The 19,138-nt window shown below is 73.2% G+C and carries 26 protein-coding genes and 1 pseudogene; 12 read left to right on the top strand and 15 right to left on the bottom strand.

All coding sequences use genetic code 11. The annotated features are described in order from the left end of the window. Window positions 1-3 precede the first annotated feature (3 nt). The 3 genes from BI06_RS43865 to BI06_RS43855 form a co-directional block, all read right to left on the bottom strand. Window positions 4-720: a TnsA-like heteromeric transposase endonuclease subunit gene (locus tag BI06_RS43865; protein ID WP_043478340.1), complete on the bottom strand. Its 717-nt coding sequence runs from the start codon at window positions 718-720 to the stop codon at window positions 4-6. A 146-nt stretch (window positions 721-866) separates the two neighbouring features. Next, window positions 867-1,559, bottom strand: a complete 693-nt coding sequence (locus tag BI06_RS43860; RefSeq protein WP_149030686.1) for a hypothetical protein — start codon at window positions 1,557-1,559, stop codon at window positions 867-869. A gap of 233 nt (window positions 1,560-1,792) precedes the next feature. Then, window positions 1,793-2,017: a hypothetical protein gene (locus tag BI06_RS43855; RefSeq protein WP_149030685.1), complete on the bottom strand. Its 225-nt coding sequence runs from the start codon at window positions 2,015-2,017 to the stop codon at window positions 1,793-1,795. A gap of 116 nt (window positions 2,018-2,133) precedes the next feature. Between BI06_RS43855 and BI06_RS43850 the strand changes: the two genes are divergently transcribed. Then, a complete protein-coding gene (locus BI06_RS43850; protein ID WP_051743030.1) occupies window positions 2,134-2,628 on the top strand; it encodes a hypothetical protein in 495 nt (164 codons plus the stop codon). A 78-nt stretch (window positions 2,629-2,706) separates the two neighbouring features. Here BI06_RS43850 and BI06_RS43845 read toward each other — a convergent pair whose 3' ends face one another. Continuing rightward, on the bottom strand, window positions 2,707-3,081 hold the full coding sequence (locus tag BI06_RS43845; protein WP_043478328.1) for a hypothetical protein: 375 nt from the start codon (window positions 3,079-3,081) through the stop codon (window positions 2,707-2,709). A 160-nt stretch (window positions 3,082-3,241) separates the two neighbouring features. On the opposite strand from BI06_RS43845, the gene BI06_RS43840 reads away from it, so the two are divergent. Continuing rightward, entirely contained in the window at window positions 3,242-3,439 is a 198-nt protein-coding gene (locus tag BI06_RS43840) for a hypothetical protein (protein WP_043478193.1), read from the top strand. A gap of 256 nt (window positions 3,440-3,695) precedes the next feature. Then, window positions 3,696-4,382, top strand: coding sequence for a hypothetical protein (locus tag BI06_RS43835; RefSeq protein ID WP_043478325.1), 687 nt, complete (start codon window positions 3,696-3,698; stop codon window positions 4,380-4,382). A gap of 135 nt (window positions 4,383-4,517) precedes the next feature. On the opposite strand, the gene BI06_RS43830 is transcribed toward BI06_RS43835, so the two are convergent. Both BI06_RS43830 and BI06_RS43825 read right to left on the bottom strand, forming a co-directional pair. After that, entirely contained in the window at window positions 4,518-4,844 is a 327-nt protein-coding gene (locus BI06_RS43830) for a hypothetical protein (protein WP_043478322.1), read from the bottom strand. Next, window positions 4,841-5,179 carry a hypothetical protein gene (locus BI06_RS43825; protein ID WP_051743029.1) on the bottom strand — a complete coding sequence of 113 codons (339 nt, stop codon included), beginning with the start codon at window positions 5,177-5,179 and terminating at the stop codon, window positions 4,841-4,843. Before BI06_RS43825 ends, BI06_RS43830 begins: the two co-directional genes overlap by 4 nt. Before the next feature lie 191 nt (window positions 5,180-5,370). Here BI06_RS43825 and BI06_RS43820 point away from each other — a divergent pair, with 191 nt between their 5' ends. Next, a complete protein-coding gene (locus tag BI06_RS43820; protein WP_043478319.1) occupies window positions 5,371-5,601 on the top strand; it encodes a hypothetical protein in 231 nt (76 codons plus the stop codon). Between the two features lie 58 nt (window positions 5,602-5,659). Here BI06_RS43820 and BI06_RS50065 read toward each other — a convergent pair whose 3' ends face one another. From BI06_RS50065 to BI06_RS43785, 7 genes are all read right to left on the bottom strand, one after another. Further along, window positions 5,660-6,010 (bottom strand): hypothetical protein, encoded by a 351-nt coding sequence (locus BI06_RS50065; RefSeq protein WP_149030684.1) that lies wholly within the window; start codon window positions 6,008-6,010, stop codon window positions 5,660-5,662. A gap of 222 nt (window positions 6,011-6,232) precedes the next feature. Further along, window positions 6,233-6,448 carry a hypothetical protein gene (locus BI06_RS43810; RefSeq protein WP_043478314.1) on the bottom strand — a complete coding sequence of 72 codons (216 nt, stop codon included), beginning with the start codon at window positions 6,446-6,448 and terminating at the stop codon, window positions 6,233-6,235. 74 nt (window positions 6,449-6,522) lie between these two features. After that, window positions 6,523-7,098, bottom strand: a complete 576-nt coding sequence (locus BI06_RS43805; RefSeq protein WP_043478311.1) for a hypothetical protein — start codon at window positions 7,096-7,098, stop codon at window positions 6,523-6,525. Window positions 7,099-7,174: 76 nt separating this feature from the next. Beyond that, window positions 7,175-7,555, bottom strand: coding sequence for a hypothetical protein (locus BI06_RS43800; RefSeq protein ID WP_043478308.1), 381 nt, complete (start codon window positions 7,553-7,555; stop codon window positions 7,175-7,177). A gap of 109 nt (window positions 7,556-7,664) precedes the next feature. After that, window positions 7,665-10,097: a helix-turn-helix transcriptional regulator gene (locus BI06_RS43795; protein WP_043478305.1), complete on the bottom strand. Its 2,433-nt coding sequence runs from the start codon at window positions 10,095-10,097 to the stop codon at window positions 7,665-7,667. Between the two features lie 315 nt (window positions 10,098-10,412). Then, window positions 10,413-11,954: a replicative DNA helicase gene (dnaB, locus tag BI06_RS43790; RefSeq protein WP_043478302.1), complete on the bottom strand. Its 1,542-nt coding sequence runs from the start codon at window positions 11,952-11,954 to the stop codon at window positions 10,413-10,415. An 86-nt stretch (window positions 11,955-12,040) separates the two neighbouring features. Next, a complete protein-coding gene (locus BI06_RS43785) occupies window positions 12,041-13,297 on the bottom strand; it encodes a hypothetical protein (protein ID WP_043478299.1) in 1,257 nt (418 codons plus the stop codon). A gap of 590 nt (window positions 13,298-13,887) precedes the next feature. On the opposite strand from BI06_RS43785, the gene BI06_RS43780 reads away from it, so the two are divergent. Further along, window positions 13,888-14,685: a pyrimidine reductase family protein gene (locus BI06_RS43780; protein WP_043478296.1), complete on the top strand. Its 798-nt coding sequence runs from the start codon at window positions 13,888-13,890 to the stop codon at window positions 14,683-14,685. Here the strand turns inward: BI06_RS43780 and BI06_RS43775 are convergent. Beyond that, window positions 14,649-15,719, bottom strand: a complete 1,071-nt coding sequence (locus BI06_RS43775) for a glycosyltransferase (RefSeq protein ID WP_063795150.1) — start codon at window positions 15,717-15,719, stop codon at window positions 14,649-14,651. The two genes, BI06_RS43780 and BI06_RS43775, sit on opposite strands and share 37 nt — an antisense overlap. A 4-nt stretch (window positions 15,720-15,723) precedes the next feature. Further along, window positions 15,724-16,539: a GntR family transcriptional regulator gene (locus BI06_RS43770; RefSeq protein WP_051743034.1), complete on the bottom strand. Its 816-nt coding sequence runs from the start codon at window positions 16,537-16,539 to the stop codon at window positions 15,724-15,726. 240 nt (window positions 16,540-16,779) lie between these two features. Here BI06_RS43770 and BI06_RS43765 point away from each other — a divergent pair, with 240 nt between their 5' ends. The 7 genes and pseudogenes from BI06_RS43765 to BI06_RS53025 form a co-directional block, all read left to right on the top strand. After that, the gene (locus tag BI06_RS43765; protein WP_043478293.1) at window positions 16,780-17,124 is read left to right on the top strand and encodes a hypothetical protein; all 345 of its coding nucleotides are present in this window, start codon (window positions 16,780-16,782) and stop codon (window positions 17,122-17,124) included. 2 nt (window positions 17,125-17,126) lie between these two features. Continuing rightward, window positions 17,127-17,300 carry a hypothetical protein gene (locus BI06_RS52100; protein WP_158516548.1) on the top strand — a complete coding sequence of 58 codons (174 nt, stop codon included), beginning with the start codon at window positions 17,127-17,129 and terminating at the stop codon, window positions 17,298-17,300. After that, the gene (locus tag BI06_RS54985) at window positions 17,297-17,428 is read left to right on the top strand and encodes a hypothetical protein (protein WP_255360329.1); all 132 of its coding nucleotides are present in this window, start codon (window positions 17,297-17,299) and stop codon (window positions 17,426-17,428) included. The genes BI06_RS52100 and BI06_RS54985 overlap by 4 nt, the downstream gene beginning before the upstream one ends. Then, a complete protein-coding gene (locus BI06_RS50060) occupies window positions 17,428-17,763 on the top strand; it encodes a hypothetical protein (RefSeq protein WP_149030683.1) in 336 nt (111 codons plus the stop codon). Before BI06_RS54985 ends, BI06_RS50060 begins: the two co-directional genes overlap by 1 nt. Before the next feature lie 389 nt (window positions 17,764-18,152). Next, the gene (locus tag BI06_RS43750; RefSeq protein ID WP_043478284.1) at window positions 18,153-18,683 is read left to right on the top strand and encodes a hypothetical protein; all 531 of its coding nucleotides are present in this window, start codon (window positions 18,153-18,155) and stop codon (window positions 18,681-18,683) included. Window positions 18,684-18,813: 130 nt separating this feature from the next. Continuing rightward, entirely contained in the window at window positions 18,814-18,939 is a 126-nt protein-coding gene (locus BI06_RS54980; RefSeq protein ID WP_255360328.1) for a hypothetical protein, read from the top strand. Beyond that, window positions 18,932-19,138, top strand: a pseudogene (locus BI06_RS53025) (serine/arginine repetitive matrix protein 1); the annotation flags it as partial. The gene BI06_RS54980 and the pseudogene BI06_RS53025, both read left to right, overlap by 8 nt.

The raw sequence follows: 19,138 nt of genomic DNA, 5'->3' as shown, positions 1-19,138 counted from the left end.
CCGTCACCGCCCGGCCCCCTCGGCCACGCTGACCAGCGTGGCCTCGCCGAGCACCACCGCCAAGTCCGCGACCAGCGCCCCGGACCACAACAGGTGGAACAGCACCGGCAGCACCGCAATCGGATCTCCGACCCGCTCCACCGCCAGCCGTACCGGTGTCGGCCGGACGAACGCCCCGAGCAGGGGCTCCACGAAGCGGCTCACAGCATGCCGGGGATGGCGATAGCCGGCCAACCACCGGACGTTGGCCAACAGGATTGGCTCCACAGCCCCGGCCACCTTGTAGGACCAGCCGACCTCGTGGCAGGCCCGCTCCGTCGCCGCGAACGCCTCCGCGTCCCGCGGCTTGATCCGGTCCAGCGGACGGCAGTCCACCACCAGCCCCGAGCCGTCGGCACGGCGGGCGAACCAGTCCGGCGCGTGGGACCTCCGCTTCCCGCCCTCCTGCCAGAACAGCCACAACGGCTGCGACGCGAAGCCGGTGATCTGCCGGTCGAAGTCCAGCAACATCGCGTGGTCGCGCTCCAGCCACGACTCGTAGCCGACGTGCCGAGCGGACGTCGCAGACCACCACAGCCCGGGATAGTTGCGCTGCCCTCGCCAGGACGGAAACGACCGAACCGGCCGTCCGTCCTCGAACCGCACCCCGGCAGCGTCAGTCAACGCCGCACGGTGCTCGCCACCGTCCCGATCGACATATGCGACCTCGAACCCCCGCATCACCGCCGGCGCCCCACCGGCAACACTCCGAGCAACTGTCACACGATCACGATGGTCAGACGCAGAAGCCCCTGTCCGCCAACTTCGCCAACTTCACCGAGACGAGTGGTCCACCACCGGCCAGGCTCACCGAGACTCCGCCGGGTTCATCGAGACAGGACAGCTTCGGCGGTGCGGGCGGCTCCGTGTCCTGCCGGTGTTTCGCCCCGGGGCGATCGGTCGGCGACTGCGGCCTCCGGGACCGGAGCGGCGGCTGCGAGGCGGGGGGCGGGCGCGGTGGGCGGCGTCGTCCCGGCCGTCGCCGGGGCACTCCCGTCGGCACTCCGGGTTTCACCCCGGGGCGTTTCGGTGGGCGCCGGGGCGGGTTGTCCCGGCGCCGGAGTCTGGGTCGGGTGCTCGGCGAGGAGGCGCTCGGCCAGCTCCCGGTGGCGCCGCATCAGCAGGTCGGCGGCGTGCAGGACGTCGCCCACCGCTTGGCGGGCAAGGGCCGCGTCGCTGTCGCGGGCGGCGCGGTCCAACTGCAGCAGGAGCAGTCGGTCGTGCTGGCCGAGCTCCTCGCCGAGAGCGAGGAGCTCGGCCGCCGACGGGTCGTCGGCCAGCCCCTCGGGAAGCGCCGTATCACCCCGGGGCGTTTCGGTGGCCGCGGCGAGGGCCTGGGTCTGCTTCTCCTTCTCCCGGGCTCGGTCGGCTTTCGACGAGCAGGACTTCGAGCAGTACTTCGGCCGGCGCCCCTTGCCGCCCCACGCCAGCTCCGTCCCGCACACCGCGCACGTCGGCCCGCCGAACAACATCGGCTCCGACGCCACACTCGCCGCATTAACCCCCGGGGGGAAACTCATGATCGGGATGCTAGCCCCACGACCTGCACCGTTCCCCCTCGGGGTGGAACGGCAGGGCGGCGGGGCTCCTCGCGGCGCCCGTCGTGCGACGGCCAGGGTCGCGCGCGGCGAGGCCTTCCTCCCCCGCGCGGACGCGGCCGGCGGCCGCCGGGAGGAGGACTGGCCGCGGGGCGGCGGCGATCCTCGGATCCCGGTGAGCGGAAGTCCGGACCGGCGTTGCCCCCGACGGCGGGTCAGGCGCGGTCGTCGGCCGTGGTGTCGGCGAGGGCGCCGTGGCCGAGCGCGCGGCGGCCGGGCACCGGCTGCTGCGCGGGAATGGCGTCGTCGGCCTCCAGGAACGGGGCCCGCTCGACGGCGAGCAGCCGGGGCCGGCCGGTCGCCAGGGGTTGTTCGGTGGCGGGCTCGGAGAACGGCTGCCACAACGGGCGCCGGGCCGGACGGCCGGAATGATCACTCATGGCTGACAGTCTGTCACTGAGCCCGGACCGGGACGACGCCCGGCCCCGTCCGCGCTGCCCGGGCCAGGCGACGAACAGGGCCGTGACCTGGAGGGGCCCGGGGCGGTTCACCGGCCATGACGAACGGGAGCGTCCTGCGGGTGGCCGCCGAGAACGAGACCGAGGACCAGGAGCAGGAGCAGCGGGAGCGGCAGGAGCAGCGGGCGGTGAACGCGCTGCTCGCCGGGGCGGGCGAGGCGGGCCGGCGGGCGGCGGGGTGGGTGCGGGAGCTCGCGGCCCGGCAGTCGCAGGCCGGGCACCGCGCGGTGCTGGAGCGGGCCGCAGACGCGGTCGAGCAGGCCGCGGGGCGGGAGGTCGTCCCGGGCGGCGACGGACAGCTGGACGAGGAGCTGGCGTACGACCTCGGCGCCGGCGTCGTCACTGGCAGCGTGCTCGCCGACGGGCTGCCGGAGCTGTCGGCGGGCGAGCGGATCGCCCTGGTCGCCCTCTGCGCGCCGGCCGCGGCAATGCCCGGCACGGTGCTCAACGCCCCGGAGCGTGAGCTGCCCGCCCTGGCCGCGACGATGGACGCCGCCGTCGAGGCTGGCCGGGACGCCGTGCAGGTCCCGTAACACCCACCCGCGGGTGGGCGCATCACCCTGCGGGCCCGGCACCGCTTCGGAGCCGGGCCCGCGACGCACACGCCCCGGTCAGGCCGCTTCGGCCTCGGTGATGCGCTTGTGCAGGGCGGTCAGGAACTTCGGGAAATTGCCGGCGGTGCGGGCTTCGTCGAAGGCTGGGTGCGCGCCCGCCAGCCGCAGCGCGGCGACGGCTTCCTCCCGCAGCCTCGTCAGCTGTTCGACCAGTTCCTGCGGCCAGAGCGAGGTGGCGGGCCCGTCCTGCAGGCCGCCCGCGGGCGGATCGGCAGGCCAGCACAGACGCTCGAGCCACTGCTCGGGATCGGGGAACCGCTCGCGCGCCTGGGCCGCGATCGCGGCGGAGAACTCGGCGGCCGCACGCTGCGCGGCCCGGGCCGCCAGCTGGAGATCGACCAGGTCGTCGGGAACAGCAATGTCGTCGGGCACGGTAGAGGAGCCTACGGGCCGCACCCCCTTTCCCCGGACGCGGGCCGCCGCCCGCGTGCTCGGTCCGGAGGCGGCCGACCGCAGCCCGCGCTGACTCCGTGTTCACCGGCGATCACCAACGGGTAGGGCTGTGGCTGTCCAACGACCGGGAGGGAACGCAGTGAGCGAGAACGAGCGGCTCAAGTCGCTGATCATCAGCGCGGCGCAGGAACTGTGGGACGACAAGGAGGCGCTGGGGAAGTTCCTCGGGGTGGTGCGGCGCGGTGACGGGTGGACGCAGCTGGCCGACGAGCTGGAGAAGAACCGGCCGGCGAACGCCACGTTCTACGGCGTGAAGAGCGCCGAGTTCCAGGCGTAGCCGTGCGGCCCGGTGGCCCGTCGCTCCCTGCCCGGGGGCGGCGGGCCACCGCTGTGACCCGGTGGTGGGTTTCGACGGGTGAAACTCACCGGCCCGACAACGAACGGGCCAACCGGCCGCGGTGACCACAGGGGGCGCCGTTCGGCGGTCATGACCACCGGTCTTCCGGCTTCGTGTGCCCCAGCCACGCCGACTCCGGAGCACCGAAGGCCGCCGGCCCGGCACGATGGATACAGGCACAGGCGAGGAGACAACGATGCGTACCGGGGACGTCGTGGTCGGCGAGACCTACATCGCGAGCATCCCCCAGCGGCTCCCGGAGGCGCTGCGCGGTCCGGGAGACACGCCCGAGCAGTGGCGGGCGAACACGCAGCTGCACCTGGTCCGCGGCCGGCGCATCACGGTGACGGTGACCGGCTTCGGCGAGGAACCCAACATGGTGCAGGTCAGCCGGGACGTCCCGGCCGGCCGCGCCCGGCTGCGCCTGACCGCCGAGCAGGCCGCGGCCCTCGACCTCGCCGAGGGCCAGGAGTACGAGATCACCGGCATCGTGACCGACGAGAGCGGACGGGCCATCGCGTTCCCCGGCACGGTCACCCACACCGTCCCGGCCCGCTGGCTGCGCGCGGCCGACGAGCGTCTGGTGCTCCACCCGGACACTGAGCACTTCCACCGGGCGCTGGTGTGCCGGGACGCGGACGGGATGACGCCGCCGGAGATCGACCGGGCGGCCCAGAAGGCGCTGGAACAGCTCCAGCACGTCCGGGGCCTGGCGCTGGAGGACCCGGACGTCGACCATTCGGTGCTCACCTCCGGGGCGGACCACCGGGAGTGGCTGCGGATCGCCGAGCGGGTGCGGGCGGCCGGGCTCGCCGTCTACGACCCGCGGGCCGACCCGGAAGCCGTGGAGCACCCGCCGCTGGTCCGGTTCCGGGAGCCCTGACGAAGGCCGGCGGCCGATTGTCCCAGCCTTGTCCCAGGCCGCCGGCGGGACGACGGTGCCCGCCGGTGATGGCCCGGATTGTGCGTCTCGGGTCCGGCGGGCACCGGCAGCAGCGTAGCGGGCGCGGCCCGGCTTCTACGGCGCGGGGTGCGGCGGGTCTTCGGGGACGACGGCGGCGATCCGTACGGTCGGCGGCCAGGGCGGGGCGGGGGCGTAGGCGTGCACGACGTTGAGCGCGGGCCGGCCTTCGACAGGGTCGCCCTCGATCCGGGTGGAGTACAGCTCGACCTGCTGGCCGCCCTCGGTGACGGTGCGGATCGGACGGCCGAGCCGCGGCCGGTGTTCGAGTTCGGCGCGCAGCGCCTCGAGGGCCTGGTCGGCGCCGAGCTCCTTGGCGCGCTGGGCGGCGCGGTCGGTGACCACGGCGACCGCCGGGTCCGGCTGCTGGTGCTGGTCGGTCACTCGGCGCCCTGCCGCGCCAGGAGGTCGGCGACGGCCTGGTCGACGGCGTCGGACGTCTCGGGGTCGGCGGCGAGCAGCACGCGGCCGCGGTAGGCGGCGACGATCTCGGCGACCGCGACCAGGTCCGCGACGGCGGGGACCTGGTCGACCTGGTCGAGCCGGTCGACCGGCACCCGGCGCAGCAGTTGCTCGGCGAGTTCGGCGTCCAGGCGCTCGGCGTCGCCGGGGAAGCCGTGGCCGGCGCGCAGCGCGGCGCGCAGTTCCTGGACCGTGTCCATCGGCGGCAGTCCGAGACGGCCGCCTCCGTGCCCGTGTTCGGCGGGCTGGGCGCTCATCCCCACCAACCCCTCTCCCTGATCGCTGGGCCCGGCACCGGGCCGGGCCCTGTGGTGTCGACGGTAGCTGCCCCGGGCCGGGCCGTGGGGCAGCACCTGGCAACCCGCTCCGGCCGGCACCCCGCCCCGACACCTGTGCCGGCCCGGTGCCGTGCCGTCGGCCGCACGGGTGTGCGACCTACGATGGGCCGGTGTCCGACACCGATTTCCCCGCTGACCTGCTCGAACTCCAGTGCCGCTGGTACACCGCCGAGGCCGACTGGGCCGCTGATCCGACCGAGGAGAAGTTGGCCGCGTTCGCCACGGTCGGCGCCGAGCTGTACTCCCACTCGCACTGGGCCACGGTGGGAAACCGACACGAAGCGAGCATGAAGCTCAAGCAAGCCGCACGCCCGGCCCCCGCGCAGAGCCCGGCGGCCTGACCCGCGGTCGGGCGCGGCATCCGACGCCGGAGCGGGCGAGTGATGGTCCTGACCGCTGCTACAGGTGCGGGCCGATCAGCAGCACGGTGAGCATCGCGCCGTTCTCGCGGCCGTGGGCCTGGTCGCCGGTGTCGGCCGGGCCCCAGGTCCAGTAGATCCGCCAGGCGCCGGCGCCGGTCCCGATGTAGGAGTCGAAGACGCGGCGGTGGCCGTGGCCGGGCAGGGCGCGGTAGCGGTGGGTGCGCAGGCCGGGGTGGCGCGGGTCGGCGGCGAGACGCTCCAGCGCGCGGCGCACCCGGCGCAACTTCACCGCATCGGCCCGTCGGCCCCGTTCCAGGCAGGTGAGGGTGCGGGCGGCGGCGGGGGCGTAGTGCAGCGTCGGCATCACGGTCTCCTTCGTCCAGGGCATGCGAAGAGGGCCCGGCTCCCCGGTGCGGGGAGGCGGGCCCTCGGTGGGCGGGTCGGCGGGTCGGGCTGCGACCGGGTCAGCCAGTGGGGCCGGCGCTCTGTCCCCTCCGAATTCCGTTGGCGAATTCTTTTCGGGGCGCACAAATAGAAAGTCCCGGCCGCTCGGGAGCGGCCGGGACAGGGTTTTTCGGCGACACGGAGGGCGCGGAGGTGGTCGGGGGTGTCAGCCGGTGGTCTGCCGGTGCCGGTCGCAGGTGAGGAACCCGGCGCACGGCGCCTCGGGGTCGCAGTCGCCGGCACGGACTGCGGCCCAGGCGAAGGCGGGGGCTGTCACGCCCCGGGCGGAGCAGGCGTCGCAGACGAGGAACCCCGCGCAGGGCGCCTGGGGGTCGCAGGTGAGGGTGTCGAAGCGGGCGGGATCGACGGTGGTGTCGGCCATGAGGGTGCTCCGTGGGTGTCGGGGTGGGTGTGCGGGGCAGGGGCCGGTCCGGCTGCCGGTTCGCGGTAGCCGGTCTACAGCTCCAGGTCCAACCACGAGATGTCGTTCAGCTCGACGTCCAGGCGCCGGGCGCGGCCGCCCTGGCGGAAGTAGTGCTCGCCGAGGGCGTCGGCCAGGATCTGCTCCTGCTCGGCCCGGCCGGCTCCGGCGTCCCGGGCGGCGTACAGCTGCTGGGCGACGGAGCCGGGCATCTTCTGGGTGATCGGGCGCCGGCGGGGGTCGTCGGTGGAGCCGGCCGCCGCGCTGAAACCGAAGGCGGCCTGGATGTGCAGGGTGAAGCCGTTCTTCTCCGCGTCGCGGCGCACCCGCTGCTTCACCCGCGGCTGCCAGGCGGCGCGCACGGCCTGTTCGACCTTCGCCGCGTTCGCCCTGGCCATCGGGATGTCGCCCTTCAGCTCGCCCTCGTCGGCGGCCCGCAGGGCGTGCACCCAGCGCTGCGCGGTACGGACCGAGACGCCGGCCGCGCGGGCGAGGGCGGCGGTGTCCTCCTTGGCGACCTTCTCCCACAGGAAGCGCACGCGGGTGTTCAGGTGCACCGGGATGGGGCGGGTGCGCTCGGCGCGCTCCAGGCCCTCGTCGATCTCCCCCATGCAGGTCTCCTTCCGTGGTGGTGACGGTGGTGGGGGCCGCCCGGCGGCCGGTGGCCGGTGCCGGGCGGCCCGGGGTTCAGCGGGTCCAGCCGACGAGAATGAAGTGGTGGCCGCGGTCCTCGAGCTCCGCCCGCGAAGTCGCCTGCTCACGGGCGTGGACCAGCGGCAGCACCAGGTCACCGCCGTCGCCGTCGCTGGTCGGGACCTCGTTCCACACGCCGCCCGTCTCGTCCAGCCACAGGGCGGTGTGGTCCTCGCTCGGCGCGGCGATCGGTGCGACCAGGTCGACCTGCTCGGCGGCGCGCAGCCAGGCGCCGGCCTGCTCGGTGAGCTCGGCCCGGACGTCCGGCTTCAGGCGGTTCCAGGCGACCGGGCTCTGCCTGGTGTGGCGCCAGTGGGCGGCGGCGAGCTGCTCGGCGCGCGGGTCCTGCTCCGGATTCTTCTCCAGGTCCTGCACAGGGTCCCTCCCCTTTTTCCGGTCCGGGCCGCCGGTCGGCGGCCCGCTGCTGACGGGTCGTGCGGGTGCGGGACGGGCCCGCGCGGGTGCGGGCCCGGCCGGGTGCGTTCTACTCGTCGGCGGAGACGGCCCCGCCGGTCTTGATGTGCCGGGCCGGGTTCGTGTCGTCGGCGAGCATCTCGGCGATCTCCGGCATCGGCCGGCTGCCCTCGAACTTCACCAGGCCCGGGCTGACGCCGAGGCGGAGCGAGGTGGTGAGGGTGCCGTCCGGCCGGGTGAGGATGTCGAGGGCGCCGGGGCCGGGGGAGGCGAAGAGCGCGCAGTCGGACAGGATCGCGATGGCGTGCAGGCCGGTCTGGGCGGCCATCCTGCGGAGCTTGCGGTGGAGGTTGACGGTGGCGGTGTCGATGACCAGGGCGCGCATCAGCGGGTCCCAGGTCGGGCGGTCCAGGGCCGCCCAGCGCTCGCCGGGCTTGTAGCCGTGGCCGCGGGGGCGTTCGCGCATCTTGCCGATGGTGCCCTTGGCGGTCTGCTTGATCGCGGTGAGCACCGCCAGCTCCGCCGGGTCGCCCTGGCCCGCCTTGATGGCCGCCATCTTCTCCAGGTAGGCGACGGGGTCGGTGTCGGCGAGGGTGAGCGGCACGCCGAGGGCGGCCATCGTGTCGAGGTACCCCTGGCGCAGGTGCTTGTGCCACGGGTCGAGGTACGGACCGTGCTCGTGGCGCAGCCAGCCCTCCAGCGGCTGCGGGCGGGCGCCGAGCTCGATGGCGTAGGCGACCTTCACCGTGGAGTACCAGGCCGGCCCGGTCGGGCGCTCGCCGTCCGCGCTGAAGGGCGAGGGCAGCAGCGGGTTCGTGTCGAGGCCGGACAGGTCGACCAGCCACGACCCGGGGATCTTCGGGTCGAACGTGGGGTTGAGCTCGTGGACCGGGCCGGAGAGCGGCAGCGTCAAGCGGCCGGCGGCCGCGAGGAACGCCGTGTTCACATCGAGGCCCACCGCGAACGGCGCCGCCGCCTCCGCGTCGGTCAGATCGCGGTGCCAGTCCCACGCCTCCGTCACCAGCTCCTCCCCCGGGCCGCGGTCCTGAGCGAGCGGGTGGACGTCCGGCACCTCCGGCGGCGCCGCATCGAACGCCTCCTTCGGCCTCGAGCCCTCCACCGGGCCGGACGTCCAGCCGGTGTCGGTGCGCACCGCGCGGGTGGGCGGGCGCAGCGCGGTGACGAGTTCGAGGCCGGAGACGGCGGTGGAGCCGCGCGGGGTGAGGACCCGGGCGGCGTAGGTGCCGAGCAGGCGGGCCAGGTCCGGGGCGGCGAGGCCCTCGGGGACGGCCCAACCACCGGTCGCGAGGGCGCCCCAAGCGGGAATGCACAGCTGGACGCACTGGCGCTTGCCGTCCTCGGGGGTGCGGTAGATCCGCGCCCACGGGCCCAGGCCCCGCCGGGTGAGCTGCCAGCCGGCCTTCTCCAGCGCCTTGACCGCCCTGTGGGTCTTCGGCAGCTGCCCGAGGCGCTGGACGAACTCCTTCTTCTCGTCCCGACCGAGCGGGGGCAGGCCGAGCTCGGCGAGCGCGGCGTCGGTGACGACCAGCAGGGCGTCGCCGTCCTTGCCGTGCCGGTGGAGCCGGGGCGAGCCGAGCCTGGCCTCGAGCGCCCACTCCACGACGGACGCCAGGGTGCGGCCGGCCGGCGCGGTCGGCGCCTGGGTGCCGTCGGCGCGGTAGGCCACCAGGGATCGGCCGGTCGGGGCGACGTCCAGCACCGCGAGCGGCCCGGCCGGGAACCGCGCGGCCGCCGCCTGCTCCCAGTCCGCCGGGCCCTCGGCCGTGGCGGCCGGCTTCTTCGCCGCCGTCTTCCGGGCCCGCGACGGGGAGGCCGGACGCGACGAGGCCGCACGGCGCGGCGCCGCCGGGCCGGCTGCGGGGGCGGTCGGCGTGGCCGGGGCGGCGGCGATGTTCGGGTGCTGGGCGAGCGCCTCCGGCGCGGCCGCCGACGCTCCGGCCGGCTCCAGCCGGGCCTGCCGCTCCACGACCGGAGCAGCCGAGGAGCCGGACGTTCCGGCGGCGGCCTGGTCGACGGGGGCGGGGCGGCAGAACCCGCCCAGGTGCATCGGGTGGCCCTGGGCCCGGTAGACCGACGGCTGCCCGCACTGCACACACGGCACGGGCCGCTGCATCAGCAGCGAGCCGTCCGGGTTCTGGTCCAGCATCACCACCTGCGCGGCCAGGGCCGGCTGCTCGGCCGCCGGGACGGCGGCGAACGCCTCGGGCACCACGGCGGCCGCCGGCTGTTGCTCGGACGCGGGAAAGCGGGCGGCCAGGCCCCGCAGCAGCCGGGCGTAGTCCCCGCGCTGCGGCGGCCGCGGATCCGACCGCCCGGTCTCCCAGGCCCAGATCGTCTCCTCCCTCACCCCGACCCGCTCGGCCACCCGGCCCCGGGTCAGCCGCGCCGCCAGGCGCAGCCGCTTGCGCTCGGCCGGCGGCGGGAGCTCCTCCTCGTCGATCTCCGCGAGCAGCGCGTCGATCGGGTCGATCCCCTCGGTCATGACGTACCTCCTGCCACCCATCGTAGTGCAGTTTCTAAGCTTGGATCTAAGGATTTGCTAACCCGCGAGGGTGGTTCCGGGCTGCTCTGATTGACCGGGGGTCCGGTCACCGGCCGGACGGGGGTCTACCCACCACGCGGACGGGGGTCCACCCATGAGCCGGACACCCTCAAGAGAATTCGAACGGCCGTCCCGGGCGAGGCTCTAGATCGTCTTCTGGCGGCCGATCTTGGCTCCGGACGAAGCGGTGGAGCCGGAGAGGGGGTTCGGGCCGCCAGAGGGGCCGTCAGGCCCCTTCCCGGGGCCGTCCGGTGATCAGGTCATGTCGGGGGTCATGTCGGTGAACTGGGAGTAGTGGAGCCGAGCGGCGACCGAGATCGTGGTGGTGGGCCCGTTGCGGTGCTTGCCAATGATGAGGTCGGTCTCACCGGCGCGCGGGGACTCCGGTTCGTAGGCGTCGGGGCGGTGCAGCAGGATCACGATGTCGGCGTCCTGCTCGATGCTGCCCGACTCGCGCAGGTCGGAGACCATCGGCCGTTTGTCGTTGCGCTGCTCGGGCCCGCGGTTGAGCTGGGCGAGCACAACGATCGGCAGATGCAACTCCTTGGCGAGCAGTTTGAGGGAGCGGCTGATGTCGGAGACCTCCTGCTGGCGGCCATCCTGGCTGCGCCCCCTGCCGCCGACCTCGATGAGCTGCATGTAGTCGATGACGACCAGGGCGAGGTCGGGGACGCGGGCCTTGAGGCGGCGCAGCTTGGCCTGGATCTCCGGCAGGCCCTTCGCGGACTGGTTGATGTGGAGCTGGGCTGCGCGGTAGCGCTCGACGGCGGGGGCCAGGCGTTCCCACTCGTTGTCGGTGAGGTTGCCGGCGCGCAGGTGGGCGAGACTGACGCGGCCCTCGGCGGACAGGGCACGCATGTTGAGTTCGTTGGTGCTCATCTCCAGGCTGATGAACGCGGCGGGGCGGCCGGTGCCGTCGACGGGCTGACCGGCGCTGTTGCGGGGGAGGGTGCAGGCCCGGGCGAAGTCCAGCGCGAGGGTGGACTTTCCGATGCCGGGGCGGGCGGCGACGATGATGATCTGGCCGGGCTGCCAGCCGTGGGTGAGGGCGTCCAGGTCGGCGAAGCCGGTCGGTACGCCGTAGACGCCCTGGCGGCTGCCGGCGGCCTCGATCTCGTCGAGGGTTCCGCCGATGGTCCGGTCCGGCAGCTCGAAATCATCCGCCTGGCCGCGGCCCTCCACGACCTCGGCGATCTCGCCGCCGACGGCGGCGAGGATCTCGTCGAGCTCGCCCTCGCCGGCGTATCCCATGCCGACGATGCGGGTGCCGGCCTCCACCAGGCGGCGCAGTACGGCCTGCTCGCGCACGATCTGGGCGTAGTACTCGGCGTTCGCGGCGGTGGGGACGGAGTTGACCAGGGTGTGCAGGTAGCCGGGGCCGCCGACGCGCACCAGGTGGCCGTGCTTGGCGAGCTCGTCGGCGACGGTGATCGGGTCGGCGGGGTTCAGCCCGGCCACGACGGCGAGGATCGCGTCGTGGATGAGCTGGTGGGCGGGGCGGTAGTAGTCGTCGGGCTGGAGGACGTCGGTGACGTCCGCGATGACGGTGTTGTTCAGCAGCATGCCGCCGAGTACGCCCTGTTCTGCGGCCAGGTGCTCGGGTCGTCCTCCGGGCGGAACCCGCTCGAACGCGGCGTGTTCCGCCTCGAGGGTGTCGACGGGGTCGGTCTTCTTCCGCCGGCGGCGCCGCGGGGCGGGTACGGCGGGCGGCTCCGGGGCCGGTTCGTCCTGCGGGTCCGGTTCGTCGGTGTCGCTCCAGTCGTGAGGCTCGGACGCCTGGGGGGTGGGTACGCTCATGGGGAACTCTCCTTCGAATGGGTTGGTTCACGCGGCGGCCGGGCCTTTCCAGGGGTCCCCGGCCGCCGTCCGCGTGTGTGGTGCGGTCAGATGTTCGGTGAGGCCAGGTCCGCCAGCAGCGCGCCGATGCCCTTACCGGCCACCGCCTGGCCCCCGGAGGGCACCGACGGGGCCGGAGCCGGACGGGCCGCAGGAACCGCGGGTACCTGGTTCCTGACGGAGTCGCGCAGTGCCGCGATGTGCGCGGGCATCGGCGCCTTCTTGCGGTCCGGGTCCACCGGCGGCAGACCCGCCGGCCTGGCGGGCCTGCGCTCGACGACCGGGACCTTCGAGCGGGCGACGTGCTCGCCCAGGTTGAGCCAGCCCTTCTCCGCCATCTCCCGGACCCGGTCCGCCAGCCACTGCACCGGATACCCGGCCTCCAGGTGCTCGACGATCTGGGCCAACAGCGCAGTCCGCGTCCCGTTCACCATCGGCCGGCCCGACGCGGTGGTGTACGCCGCCAGCACTGTCTCCGCCCGCTCCGACCGCTCTTGGTCCGCGCTCACCGCCGGACCGTCCCCGGTCGGTTCCTGAGGCGAAGCCGAACTCTCTCTCTCGTCTGTGGCGGTTCCCGCTGGGACGGGTGAGTCCTCGGTGCCGCCTGCGGCAGGCGTAAGGAGAGAGAGAGGAGAAGCACCAGAGAAGAAGAACGGATCGGGTTCCTGCTGGTCAGCCGCTGCCTGCGGGTCGGAATTCCGACTCCCCGGGTCGGAATTCCGACTCCCCGGGTCGGAATTCCGACCCGCAGGCACCTCGGAGGACTCCGGGTCGGAATTCCGACCCGCGCGCTTGGCCCGCTCCTCCATGGCCTTGGCGGCCGCCTGTTCGGTTGCCTGCTGGGCGGCCTGCTCGGCCTGAGGCTGGATGGCCTTGAGCTTCTCGTCGACGTTTCGCCAGCGAGGCACGTAGCCGTTGCAGGGCTTGTCGTGGATCTTGATGCGCAGGGGCTTGGTGAGGGCACCGGGTCGGGAGGACGTCTTGATCGGGCCGCCCTCCGGTGTGCTCATCAGCCCTACGGTCGAGAGCCGGCTGAGCATCCCCCGGACCCGGGTGAGGCTGCTCGGCTTCCCGTTCGGGCCGGGGATCAGTTGGCAGATGTCCGCCATCGTCAGCACCCGGATCCGGTTGATGACGCCCCGGTGCTCGTAGACGAGCGCGCGCAGCGTCCAGTAGCCGCGGGTATCGCCGTCCTGGAGGTCGTCGCACATGGCGATCCAGTCCAGGAGGTATGCGCCGTAGAGCCCGTCCCCACCCGGACCCTCAAGGTGAGCTTCCTGCTCACCACCCTGCTCGGTGCTCATCGGCTCCCCGCCGATCCGGCGAAGGCGGCCAGGAGCAGTCGGGCCTGGATGGCGGGCGGGAACGTGCGGGGAGGGGGCATGGGTCCAGTGATGTCAGGGGCTGCCTGTGGACAGAGGTCGCCCGAAGTGGACGGCAGGGCAGCGGGGCGGCCGAGCGGCGGGCGGGAGCAGGCGGGGCGGGCCGGGGAGACACGGTTCCGCCGCAAAGGCACGGGGTGGAGCAACGGGGGCGCTACCTCTCTAAGGGGCGCCGTCACCGGCCGGACTCCGGGGGTAGCCCGAGCGGGCGAGAGACGGGTGTCTCTCGCCGAAGTCGGGGTACCCCTGGTACCGTCGGGGACGACTGGATAGCAGCTGAGCAGCCCCGAAGACGGCAAATCTTGGGCTGCTTTCGCTGTTTCTGGACTCGTTGAGCCTGCTACGCGAGCACCGTGCTGAGCCTAGTCCTCAAGGGACCGGGCTCTACTGCGTTAAAGGCGTGTCCCCCTTCAATGCGTTGGCGGCGGCTGACCGACTCCCCAAGGCCCGTCCCACCCATGCCGTGATGCTGCCGGTCATCGCTGCACCCCCGCCCTGGCAGACTGCGCCGTATGCAACAACTGGTTCCCAGCCGTACCGCGCCGATCCCCGCTGAGCAGTTGGAGGTCCGGCTCGCGGAGCTCTACCAGTACCCGGCCGTAGCCGAGCGGAGCTCGTGGCTGAGAGCCTGCATGGTTGCGTCGGCCGACGGTGCTTCCAGCGTGGACGGCCGGTCGGCCGGACTCTCCACGCCAGTCGACGCCGCATTGCTGGGCGTCCTGCGAGCGCTTGCCGACGTTGTGCTGGTCGGTGCTGGCACCGCACGGAGCGAAGGCTACGGACCGGCCGACGTGCACCCGATCCTCTCCGGCCTGCGTGTCCAAGCCGGGCAGGAACCGGCCCCGGCCATCGCCGTGGTCAGCGCCCGCCTTCACAACCTCCGGCCGGACTCGCCGCTGCTCACCTCGCCGCCGGTCTCGCCCGGCGCACGCACTGTGGTTATCACGACTGAGAGCGCGCCCGCCGAGGCGGTCCGAGCGATCGAAGACGCTGCTGATGTTGTGGTTGTTGGCCGGGACCAGGTCGACCTGGACACAGCGGTCCAAGCCCTCGCCAGCCGCGGGTGGCACCGCATCCTTTGCGAGGGCGGCCCGCAGCTGCTCGGTCAGGTTCAGGCCGCCGGCCTTCTGGACGAGCTCTGCCTGACGGTTGCTCCGCTCCTGGTCGGAGGGGCAGTCCCTCGCATCGCCCACAGCCCAGCGGTCAGCAACGAGCAGATGCGTCTGGCCTCGCTGCTCACCGACGACGGGTTCCTGTTCACCCGGTATGTGCGTCACTCGCCCACCCTGGGTCGGCGGATCCCCGTGTAGTCCAGGCACTCGCCCTCGACCCGGTTCAGCGTCTCGCGGGCCTCGGCAACCCGACGGTCCAAGCGGTCCAGCACCCACACCCGAGCTGCGCTGATCAGGCCCCCATTGCTGCCGCCCTCCACCATCTCGCCGGGCGGAGTCCACCGGCCTCCACGGCTGCGTCGGCCCACGATGTCAGCGGCCTCCCGGATCACCGCGTTCACGGCCGTGTGGATCTCCACCCGCCGGTCGACGTCCCACTTCGGGTCTTGCGACTCGCCGATCTTCCGCTCGAACGGGCTGAGCATGATCGGCTGTTCCCACTTCCAACCGGAGCGGTGTAGCGCGTCGGCACGACCCAGGATCGCCTCGTGGCGGGCGACCGTCGTAGCGGCATCGCGGAACTCCGAAGTACCGGTCAGCTGGCCAGGATGCTTGCGATAGACCTCGACCGGCTCGGAAATCATCCAGCCCGGGGAGACTGCCTCAGCGGCCAGAAGCACACCAACGTCTTCCCCAGCTGGGAGTGCCGGCCAGCCACCGAGCGAGCGCAGCAGATCCGTACGAATCGTCATGGTCGTTCCCATGACCTGGAGCTGACCCGCCCGCAGACCGTCGGCGAGCATGCCGGGAGGAAGCAGTCCTGCCTCCGGATCGCACGGGCCAGCCGCCAAGGTGCCGTCGGGTAGCAGGTCCAGGCAGCTGCCGACGCACCAGCCGAGTTCTGCATGAGAGGTCATCACCTGGATGGCCCGGGCCAGGGCACCTACCGGCAGTATGTCGTCCGCGTCCAGGGACCGGACCAGGGAACCAGTCACGCGAGTCAAGCCCATGGTCCTGGCCATCGCGGCACCGCCGCGCGGCCCAACCCCGGCCGAGATCCGCGAGTCTTCCGGGAGCAGCGACGCCGGGGCACCCGACTCACCGTCCTCCTGGACGATCCACTGCCAGTTCCAGCCATCCGGGAGTTCCTGCTCGCACAACGAGCGGTACGCCTCCGCCAAGTACTCGTGCCCGCCGTTGTACACGGGCGTGATCACACTGATCGTCGGCATGCCTCTACTCCCACCCTTCCAGCATCGTGTCGTAGATCAGCTCCACCCGGTCAGCCGGGATCGGGATGTCCGCGATCTCCACTGCCTGCTCCTCGGTGGAGTAGGAAATCTTCCGGATGCGCAGCACCGGGACACCCGGCGGGATGTCGTACTCAACCGACTCCTCCGGAGTGGGCATCGAGGCCGTCACGATGTCGCGGATCCGTCCGACCTCAACGTCGACGGTGAACAGCTGGTGCATCGTCCCGCCCGGCCAGGGCTCGCGCTTCGCGTCGAGCAGGTCGGGGTTGCGCTTCACCAGGTCGTACGGCAAGTAGCTCACCGAGCCGCTGGATCCGGCGCCGGCCTTGTGCCGTCGGAGGCGAGTCCGTCGCAGAACCTGCTGCCCCTCGGAGAGCTCGAAGATTGACGCGATGTCAGCCGGAGGGCCAATCACGTCGTAGTCGGCGAGATCCTCGTAGAGGTTCTCCAGCTTGAGGCCACTGTCCAACTCGGCCACGCCAGTGGCAGCGCGCTCCTCTTCGGACTTGTGAACCAGGCCCTTCTCGGTGTGGTAGCGCATGTTGCTTCGCCGCGTGTGCGGCGGCTGGACGCGCACCCAGGTCTTCCCACCAGCAGGCCCAGAGAGCACACCAGCGGCCTTGAGGTGGCTCACTGCCTTCGAAGCGGTGTTGCGGTGGACGCCATACCGCTCCGCCAGGGCGGAGTTCCCCGGGACCTGATCGCCGGGCCGAAGCTCGCCATCGCTGATGGCTGCCAGGAGGGTGGCGATCAGGTCCGGCGCGTTGCGGACCGGCGGATCTGCCGTGGAGTCGTTCATGACCTCACCTTTGCAGATGAAGCCGCGAGAGAGCAAGAGCTGCACATGCAGGTCGAGGAAACCTGCACATGCAGCTCTTGACGGTGGGTCACCTGCCGTGTCAGTCTCTTCCCAGCGGCCAACCTGCACATGCAGCTTCTGGGCGGGGGACGTCGCTGCGCCCCGAAAGGGCGCGGCCCCGGGCGTCTTGTCCACGCACCGGGGCCACTTCGGAGCCAACTCGCAGAGGAGTGATCCGCAATGAACAGCATCTCGCAGAAGACCCAGTCCGAGCACATCCTTCGTCTGTACCCGGGCCAGCTCACCTCCGACGGCATCGTCGACCAGGTGGGCGAGTACCGCAGCGCCATCCTCCAGGAGCAGTACGAGGGCCGCGTGCTCTCGCTCGTCATCCACGACCTGGCCGCGGTCGCCCCGGCCGCCGGCGAGAGCATCGTGATGGAGCTCGTCGCCGACGTCTGGCGGCAGGCCGAGGAGCACCTCGCCAAGGCCAGCCGCACCGGCTGGGCGCACATCTCCTGGTTCGTTCAGAACGCCGTCACCGAGTTCATCGACGGCCTGCGGCCGCAGATGGCGGGGTGCTGATCATGGCGCAGACCGACGAGCAGGCCCGGCAGATCGCCGACCGGGCGCAGCAGTTCCACTCCGCGATCCACCAGGCCCGGACGCCGGACCAGATCAGCGAGGTCTGCCAGGCCGCGGCCGCCGCCGGCACCGCCCGCCAGCAGGGCCAGTCGGCCGGTCAGGCGGTGGGGCAGTGAGCACCGCCGACCATGTCGCCGAGCTCCAGCGGCAGATCCAGGAGCAGCAGGCCCGGGTGGAGGCGCAGCACGCCGCCGACCGTGCCGCCGCGGCCGCGTCGCAGCAGGCGCGGGCGGGGGGTCGGTGATGGGACGCGTTCGCGCTTTCCTCGGCATCGCCGAGCCCGCCCAGCGCGCCGGCAGTGCCGGTAGTAGCACGAGCTCCGGCGGTTCCGGGGCGGCCGGGACGGCGACCCGTACCAGCGGGATGTCGACCACCGGCTGGCACTCCTACGACGAGGCGAGTGCCCGGCGCGACCACCGCGAGGCGCAGGTCTCCCTCCCGGAGGCGAGCACCGACCGGTACGGGCGCCGGGTGAACTCCGCCGACCCCTACAGCCGGCCGGACAGCAGCACCCGGCCGGACAGCAGCACCCGGCGGAACTTCGGCGGCCCGTACACCGAGGACGGGGGCGCCCAGTGATCACCGCGCACCTCTCCCGCGCCTACGGCGGCAGCAGCGGCCAGGGCAGCAAGCCGGCCGGAGACCCGCCGGTCACCTCCAAGAAGAAGGAGAGCGGCCGGTGATCCTGTCCAACTCCCAGGCCGACGAGGCCCTGCGCCGGATGCGCGAGGACCAGGCCCGCCGCGACGCGGCGAAGGCCGGCGGCTCCGGCTCCGGCAAGTAGCCCTTCTCCCCTTCCTCTCCTCTTCCTCTCCTTTCTCCCGCAGTTCGGCAGTCTCCCGCCGCCTGCCTCTCGGAACCGTCCTGGCATGCACATGCCCGGACGGCGCCGGGAGTGGTGCGGCGGGCCCGCCAGGGCCCCACCACCAGCCACGTCCCCCTGCTCCACCGATCCAGGAGGTACCGCCATGACCCGCACGCTCACCGGCCGCCGCCAGGCCGCCACCGTCGCCCGGATCACCGGCGCGGCGTCGACCTGGGCCTGGGTCGACGAGGCGTCCGGCCTCGAGCGGACCCGCCGCGCCACCGTCCGGCGGATCGCCCGCCTGACCGGCACCGAACCGATCCGCTGGGACGGCGAGATCGGCGACGAGAACTGGACGGCCGTCCTGTCGGCCGGCGCCGACGCGCTGCTCGCCCACGCCGCCGACGAGGAGCAGGCGTTCGGCATGGACCTGGTCGCCGCCGCCGAGCAGATCATCGCCGAGGCCGACGCCGCGACCGACGCCGAGCTGGAGACCACCACCGTCCTGCCCGCCGACACCGAGCCGGTCCCCGGCCGGAACATCACCCGGGTCTCCGCCAACCCCGACCGCACCGGCGCCGAGCAGGCCGCGGTCGACACCTGGTCCCCGTTCTCCCCCGCCCGCCGCGCCGACGCCCGCTGGAGCGAGACCCGCCGGGCCGTCTCCGGCCCGCGCCGCCCCGCCGACGACTAGCCGCCCGACGTCCGGCCAGCACCACCCCGTCGCCCGCCCCCGGGTCCCGCCCCATTCACCGCGCCCCGGCCGGCCCGTCCGGTCCGGCGCCCGCCGCACCACCGTTCCCGATCCCGACCGGAGGTCACCCGTGGACCTGGACCAGGTCTTCTTCAGCTTCTTCGCCGTCTCCGCCGTCACCAGTTTCTTGGTGCTGGTCGCCGAGGCAGCCCGCCGCTTCTCCGCCCCGCGCACCGAGGAGGACTCCGATGGCTGACCAGCCGATCGAGCCCACCGTCGTCGAGCTGTCCGGCGAGCGCACCGACGGCGCCACACCGCCGCCCCAGCCCCCCGGGCCGCCGTCGTCGACCGCGCCCGCCTCGTTCCTGCCGCCGCCCCGGCGCAGCGCTCCGCCCCCGCCGGCCGGACCCCCGGCCGTTCCGCCCTCGCCGCCTCCGGCGGGGCCGCCCGCCGCT

Origin of the sequence: Kitasatospora sp. MBT66 (assembly GCF_000710405.2) — a bacterium.
Classification (GTDB): Bacteria; Actinomycetota; Actinomycetes; order Streptomycetales; family Streptomycetaceae; genus Kitasatospora; species Kitasatospora purpeofusca.
The sequence above is the reverse complement of the archived record's forward strand: the minus strand, read 5'-3'. Positions and strand labels throughout refer to the sequence as shown.